The organism is Pseudomonas sp., assembly GCF_049590575.1.
GTDB lineage: Bacteria > Pseudomonadota > Gammaproteobacteria > Pseudomonadales > Pseudomonadaceae > Aquipseudomonas.
The window spans coordinates 1-5816 of sequence record NZ_JBAWDE010000281.1 but is presented as its reverse complement, the minus strand read 5'-3'; the positions used below and the strand labels follow the sequence as shown (position 1 = coordinate 5816).

General features: G+C 61.7%; 8 protein-coding genes. 2 read left to right on the top strand and 6 right to left on the bottom strand.

The window, feature by feature from the left end; all coding sequences use genetic code 11:
- The 4 genes from WBR57_RS19520 to WBR57_RS19505 all read right to left on the bottom strand — a co-directional run.
- Positions 1-618 (bottom strand): ATP-binding protein (locus WBR57_RS19520; RefSeq protein ID WP_424085735.1); only part of this gene is annotated, 618 nt, incomplete at its 3' end.
- Positions 609-1013 (bottom strand): anti-sigma regulatory factor, encoded by a 405-nt coding sequence (locus WBR57_RS19515; protein ID WP_424085733.1) that lies wholly within the window; start codon positions 1011-1013, stop codon positions 609-611. The genes WBR57_RS19520 and WBR57_RS19515, both read right to left, overlap by 10 nt.
- The gene (locus tag WBR57_RS19510; RefSeq protein ID WP_424085731.1) at positions 1010-1372 is read right to left on the bottom strand and encodes an STAS domain-containing protein; all 363 of its coding nucleotides are present in this window, start codon (positions 1370-1372) and stop codon (positions 1010-1012) included. The genes WBR57_RS19515 and WBR57_RS19510 overlap by 4 nt, the downstream gene beginning before the upstream one ends.
- Before the next feature lie 2 nt (positions 1373-1374).
- The gene (locus WBR57_RS19505; RefSeq protein WP_424085729.1) at positions 1375-2226 is read right to left on the bottom strand and encodes an STAS domain-containing protein; all 852 of its coding nucleotides are present in this window, start codon (positions 2224-2226) and stop codon (positions 1375-1377) included.
- 213 nt (positions 2227-2439) lie between these two features.
- Here WBR57_RS19505 and WBR57_RS19500 point away from each other — a divergent pair, with 213 nt between their 5' ends.
- Positions 2440-3342 carry a LysR family transcriptional regulator gene (locus WBR57_RS19500; RefSeq protein ID WP_424085727.1) on the top strand — a complete coding sequence of 301 codons (903 nt, stop codon included), beginning with the start codon at positions 2440-2442 and terminating at the stop codon, positions 3340-3342.
- Here WBR57_RS19500 and WBR57_RS19495 read toward each other — a convergent pair.
- Together WBR57_RS19495 and WBR57_RS19490 are read right to left on the bottom strand one after the other, a co-directional pair.
- Positions 3334-4092, bottom strand: coding sequence for a substrate-binding domain-containing protein (locus WBR57_RS19495; protein ID WP_424085725.1), 759 nt, complete (start codon positions 4090-4092; stop codon positions 3334-3336). The two genes, WBR57_RS19500 and WBR57_RS19495, sit on opposite strands and share 9 nt — an antisense overlap.
- Positions 4089-5396, bottom strand: coding sequence for an MFS transporter (locus WBR57_RS19490; protein ID WP_424085723.1), 1308 nt, complete (start codon positions 5394-5396; stop codon positions 4089-4091). Before WBR57_RS19490 ends, WBR57_RS19495 begins: the two co-directional genes overlap by 4 nt.
- Positions 5397-5593: 197 nt before the next feature.
- On the opposite strand from WBR57_RS19490, the gene WBR57_RS19485 reads away from it, so the two are divergent.
- Entirely contained in the window at positions 5594-5737 is a 144-nt protein-coding gene (locus WBR57_RS19485) for a hypothetical protein (RefSeq protein WP_424085721.1), read from the top strand.
- Positions 5738-5816 lie beyond the last annotated feature (79 nt).

The window sequence follows — 5816 nt, the reverse complement described above, 5'->3', positions numbered from 1 at the left end:
GAACAATACGTTTGCATCCAGGAACGCGTCCTGGGCAAACACCTCTTCACCGGCGCGCGCGGCCCGTTCGGCTTCGCTGCCATGGCCCAGGCCGTCGGCCATCATCACGGCGAAGCGCCCGGGCCTGATCGCCAGGTGCCAGGCATCGCCGCAGGCCGGGTCGTGGTGCAGCGAGTGCTGGCTGACGCCATAGCGGATGTCTTTGGCGCCGCAGGCGCGTGGATACAGGCGGGCGAGCATCGCGGTGCCACGCGAGTCGGCGTATACATCGAACACTTGCGCCACGCGTGAAATCGCGCCCATGCCGATACCCTGGGTGCCGCCGGTGGAAAACCCATCCACCAGGCAGCTGTCCAGGTCAAAGCCCTGGCCACGGTCCACGGCGATCATCTCCACGCCCTGGTTGCCCGTAGCGCGCAAATGCAGCTCGCCATGCTCGGCATGCTTGAGGATATTGCTCGCCAGCTCCGTGGCCACCAGCGCCACGCGCCCGGCATCGGTTTCATCAAACCCCAGTTGCTCGGCCAGCTGTTGCGCGGTGCGCCGGGCATAGCCGACCTGGCTCACATCCTCGATCAACAGCACCTGGGTCAGGGCACTGGGAATGTTCAACTCCATCGGGTGATCGTCACGCGGGTGCCTTTGCCGGGCTCGGTGTCCAGTTCAAACTCGTCGACCAGGCGCTTGGCTCCGGTCAGGCCCAGGCCCAGGCCACCGCCGGAAGTCCAGCCATCGGTCATCGCCAGCTTAAGGTCGGGGATGCCGGGGCCTTCATCGCGAAAGGTCAGGCGCAGGCCGGAGCGGTGGTCCTTCTCGACCACGGCCCAGTCCATATAGCCGCCGCCGCCGTAGACCACGGTGTTACGCGCCAGCTCGCTGACGGCGGTCACCAGTTTGGTCAGATCGATCAGGCGCATGCCGCATTCCTGCGCCAGCCTGCGTACCAATTGTCGGGCCAGCACTACGTCCTGTTCGATCAGCACGGGATGCGTGCCGCTGCTGGCTTCGGTCATGAGTGTCCTACCCGGTCGCGCAGCAGTTTCATGCCGCGCTCGACGTTCAACGCGGTCGCCACGCCAGGCAAGGTCATGCCCAGCTCCACGAGCGTGATGGCCACGGCCGGCTGCATGCCCACCAGCACGGTCTGGGCATCCATGATGCGCGACAGGCCGGAAATCGTGCCGATCATGCGCCCGATAAACGAGTCGACCATGTCCAGCGCGGAGATATCAATCAACACGCCCCGCGCCGAAGTGCGGCTGATACGTTCGGACAGGTCGTCCTGCAGGGTCAGCGCGAGTTGGTCGTGCATGTCCACCTGGATGGTCACCAGCAGGAATTCGCCCATCTGCAAAATAGGGATGCGTTCCATACTTAAACAGCCTTGCTGATGGTGACGCCCAGGCGCTTGAGGGCCAGCGCCAGGGCGTCCGCCAGGTTAGCCTTGGTCACCACGCCTTGCAGGTCGAGGCCCAGGTGCACAATGGTCTGGGCGATTTGCGGGCGTACGCCACTGATGATGCAGTCGGCGCCCATCAGGCGGATGGCGGTTACGGTTTTCAGCAGGTGTTGGGCCACCAGGGTGTCCACGGTCGGCACGCCAGTGATGTCGATGATGGCGATTTCCGAGCCGGTGTCGACGATGCGCTGCAGCAGCGATTCCATGACCACCTGGGTGCGTTGCGAGTCCAGGGTGCCGATCATCGGCAGCGCCAGTACACCGTCCCACAGCTTGACTACCGGGGTGGAGAGTTCCAGCAGTTCTTCCTGCTGGCGCTTGATCACCGACTCACGGGATTTCTGGAAAGTACGGATGGTGTGCATGCCCAGTGCGTCGAGCAGCTCGGAGATTTCCCACAGTTGCTCGGCCAGTTGCGCTGGTTGCTCGGCATACTCGCGTTGCAGCAGGGCAAACATCGGGCCTTTGAGGGCGAAGATGAAGCTGGCGGTCTGCTGCGAGTCCTGGCCGATCAATGCGCGGCTGTGGGAGAGCTTCTCCAGGAAGACCCGGGTTTCAGCCCAGCTTTCCTGGCCAACCTGTTGCGAGCCGCCTTGCTGGAGTGCGGCGATCAGCAGGTTGAGGAAGTCGCCGGCCTGTTGTTTGAGGTCTTCGCCCTTGACGTTACGCGTGGCCCCCGAAGCTTCGAGGCTGGCAACCCATTCGGTGAGCAGGGTAGTGCGATGGGTTTGCAGTGCCTGGATCGTGTGAGCTTGCAGAGTTGCCACGGGGAACCTCCTTGAATGCTTTTGATGAATGACGAGCAATTTATACTAAAATGCGCCAATTTGAATTGTTTCGAGTGTTTTCGTTCCCTTGCCGCAGCCCCTATGGGCCGGGCGCTTCAGGCGAGTGCGGGATTTGCCTGGCGCGTTTGATTAGCCTGCGCTCGACAGCCGGACGATAATGCCGCTCATCCCGACTCAATTGGCCGCCTTTCCGTGATCATCAACTTCGACCTCAACGATCTCCAAGCCTTCCGCGCTGTGGTAGACAAGGGCAGTTTTCGCGGCGCCGCCGAGGCCATCCGTATTTCGCAACCGGCCCTGAGCCGGCGCATCGAAAAGCTTGAAACCGCGCTGGACGTAAAGCTGTTCGAACGCACCACGCGGCGGGTCAGCCTGACCATGGTGGGCCGCGCGTTCCTGCCGCAGGTCGAGCGCATGCTCGATGACCTCGACGTCGCCTTGATGGGCATCAGCAACGTCGCCTCCACGCGCATGGGTAACGTGACCATCGCCTGTGTGCCGTCCACCGCGTACTACTTCATGCCCCACGTGATCTCCGAATTCCACAAGCTGTACCCGAAAATTCGCCTGCGGGTGCTGGATGCGAGTGCCGGTGAAGTGTGCAATGCGGTGGAAAGCGGCGAGGCGGATTTCGGCGTGAGTTTCAGCGGCAGCCTGGCCGATGAGGTGGAATTCGAGTTGCTGTTGCAGGAGCGCTATGTGCTGGCATGCCGGCGTGATCACCCGTTGGCCGGGCGTGACAGCGTGCCCTGGGCCGAAGCCTATGAGCATGACTACATCACCGTCGACAAAACCTCGGGCAACCGCTTCCTGCTGGACCAGGCCCTGCGCGGCGTGCGGGTGAAAAAGCCGAGTATCTGCGAGACGCACCACGTGACCACGATGATCGGGCTGGTGGAGGCTGGGCTGGGGGTGGCGATGGTGCCGTCGATTGCGATGCCGGCGCTGGAACACCCGATTCTGGTGAGTGTGCCGCTGGTGGAGCCGCAGGTGATGCGCAACGTGGGCTTGATCAAGCGCCGCGGGCGGACGTTACCGCCAGCGGCGCTGGAGTTGGAGCGGTTGGTGCGGGAAATGCCGTTTCGGTCAGCGTGACACCGAGTCCAGGCCGGTGGATTGCACCACCGGTTGCGCCTCGGGCGAGGCCATGTACTGCAAGAGTGCCTTGGCCTGCGCGGGGTGCTCGGCATTGACCGGAATGCCCGCGGCAAAGCGTGTCACGGACTGCACGTCTTCCGGGATCTTGCCGACGTAAGTCACCCCTTTGACCGGCAACAATTCCGCGACCTGCTGCAAGCCGACTTCGTAATCACCCTTGGCGACCTGCTCGGCCACCGGCACGCGTTCGATCATGGTGCCCTTGGCGGGCATTCCGAGCTTTTTGAACAGCTCTTTCTCGACATACACACCGCTGGCGCTGTCCGAATACGCCACCGACTTGGCCTTGAGCAGCACCGCCTTCAATTCTGCATCGGTACCGATCTGCGGTTTGGCCGCACCTTCCTTCACCACCAGGCCGATGCGCGAGTCCGCCAGTTCCACGCGGGAAGCCGGGTCGACCTTGCCCTGCTTGATCAGCTCATCCAGGGCGTAGCCGACCATGATCACCACGTCGGCGTGCTCACCACGAGCCAGCCGGTTGGGAATCGCTTCCGGCGCCTTGCCCATGGACGGGCCGAGAACGGTGTCGAGGGTGTCGCCGCTGTGCTGGGCGTATTGCGGGCCGAGCAGTTTATAAGCGGCAGTGAAACCACCGGAGGTCATCACCTTGAGCTGTTCGGCCTGAGCCGTCAGCGCCAGGGCGCCGAGGGCCAGGGCTGTCAGGGTCTTGAACAGAGGCTTCATTGCGCGGCCCCCTGCATGACCTGCCCGCGGGTGTTGGCGCGACGATACAACGCCAGGGTCGAGAGCAGGGCGCACAGCGCTGCGAACATCATCCAGTAGGCCGGCGAGGCCTTGTCTTCGGTGATGTGGATAAACCAGGTGGAAATCGCCGGGGTAAAACCACCGAAGATTGCGGTCGCCAGGCTGTAGGCCAGGGAGAAGCCCGCCACGCGCACTTCCACCGGCATGATTTCCGTCAGGGCCGGAATCATCGCGCCGTTGTACATGCCATAGAGGAAGGAGAACCACAGCAGGGTTTCCAGCATATGCGCGAAGCTTGGGGCGTTAACCACGTAGGACAGTGCTGGATAAGCCGTAAGCACGGTCAGCACGGTCATGGCGATCAGCACCGGCTTGCGGCCGAAGCGGTCGCTCAAGGTGCCGCCGATCGGCAGCCAGACAAAGTTCGACACAGCCACCAGCAGGGTCACCAGCAGTGCATCGGACGTGCTCAGTTGTAGCACGGTCTTGCCGAAGGTCGGTGCATACACAGTGATCAGGTAGAACGCGGTGGTGGTCATGGCCACCATCAACATGCCGCCAATCACCACTGTCCAGTTTTTCACCAGGGTCGCCATGACTTCGCGCATGGTCGGGCGATGCTTGCGGTTGGCGAACTCTTCGGTTTCTTGCAGGTTGCGCCGCAGGATGAAGATGAACGGGATGATCACGCAACCAATCGCAAACGGAATGCGCCAGCCCCAATCGGCAACCACTGCCGGGTCCATCCACACGTTCAGGCCGTAACCCAGCGCGGCGGCGACGACGATGGAGATCTGCTGGCTGCCCGATTGCCAGCTGGTGTAGAAGCCTTTGCGGCCCGGAGTAGCCATTTCGGACAGGTAGACGGACACGCCGCCCAGTTCAGCGCCGGCTGAGAAGCCCTGCAACAGGCGGCCCAACAGCACCAGCAGCGGCGCCCACAGGCCAATGGTGTGATAACCGGGCACCAGCACGATCAACAGCGTGCCGCTGGCCATGATCGACAGCGTCACGATCAGCCCTTTGCGGCGACCGACGTCATCGATGTAGGCACCCAGAATGATTGCGCCCAACGGCCGCATCAGGAAGCCCGCGCCGAACACGGCAAAGGTCATCATTAATGACGCAAACTCATTAGCGGCGGGGAAGAACGCGGCAGCAATATAGGTGGCGTAGAAGCCGAACAGAAAGAAATCGAACTGTTCGAGGAAGTTGCCCGAGGTAACGCGGAATACCGCACCAACTTTAGAGCGGGCAGAGTCGGGCCGGGTAGGGCTAGTCATGGTTTTGTGTCTCCAGCGTTCTTTTTAAAGTGCTTGTTTCGCTTAAGACCTGGAATAGTGGCTGACACATTTAGAAATGATAAGTGACAAATTTGGATAGATTGATGTTCATTGGCTATCAATCACGATGGCCTTCAAAAATCCTGCCCTGTTCTATGCTGCTGGGTGTGACCCATGCTTACGGATAGGAGGTGGCAATGGCTGACGAACACAAGCGCCGCGATGCGCCGGAACGCGAGCAACCACGGCAGCGCGAAGAGCAAAAACCGCAAACCTGGAAACATCCCGATGATGGGACAGAGCTTTCCGAGCGCGACCAGGAGCGCCCGTTGAAGCCTTAACATCAGGATAAACGCAGTCCAAATGTGGGAGCGGGCTTGCTCGCGAACGCGGTGTGTCAGTAACTGATCTGTTTACTGA

Excerpts from the sequence above, each read along its gene's own strand:
- WBR57_RS19515 (WP_424085733.1), bottom strand. The coding sequence starts at position 1,013 with ATGACCGAAGCCAGCAGCGGCACGCATCCCGTGCTGATCGAACAGGAC.
- WBR57_RS19510 (WP_424085731.1), bottom strand. The coding sequence starts at position 1,372 with ATGGAACGCATCCCTATTTTGCAGATGGGCGAATTCCTGCTGGTGACC.
- WBR57_RS19495 (WP_424085725.1), bottom strand. The coding sequence starts at position 4,092 with ATGAAGCCTCTGTTCAAGACCCTGACAGCCCTGGCCCTCGGCGCCCTG.
- WBR57_RS19490 (WP_424085723.1), bottom strand. The coding sequence starts at position 5,396 with ATGACTAGCCCTACCCGGCCCGACTCTGCCCGCTCTAAAGTTGGTGCG.
- WBR57_RS19485 (WP_424085721.1), top strand. The coding sequence starts at position 5,594 with ATGGCTGACGAACACAAGCGCCGCGATGCGCCGGAACGCGAGCAACCA.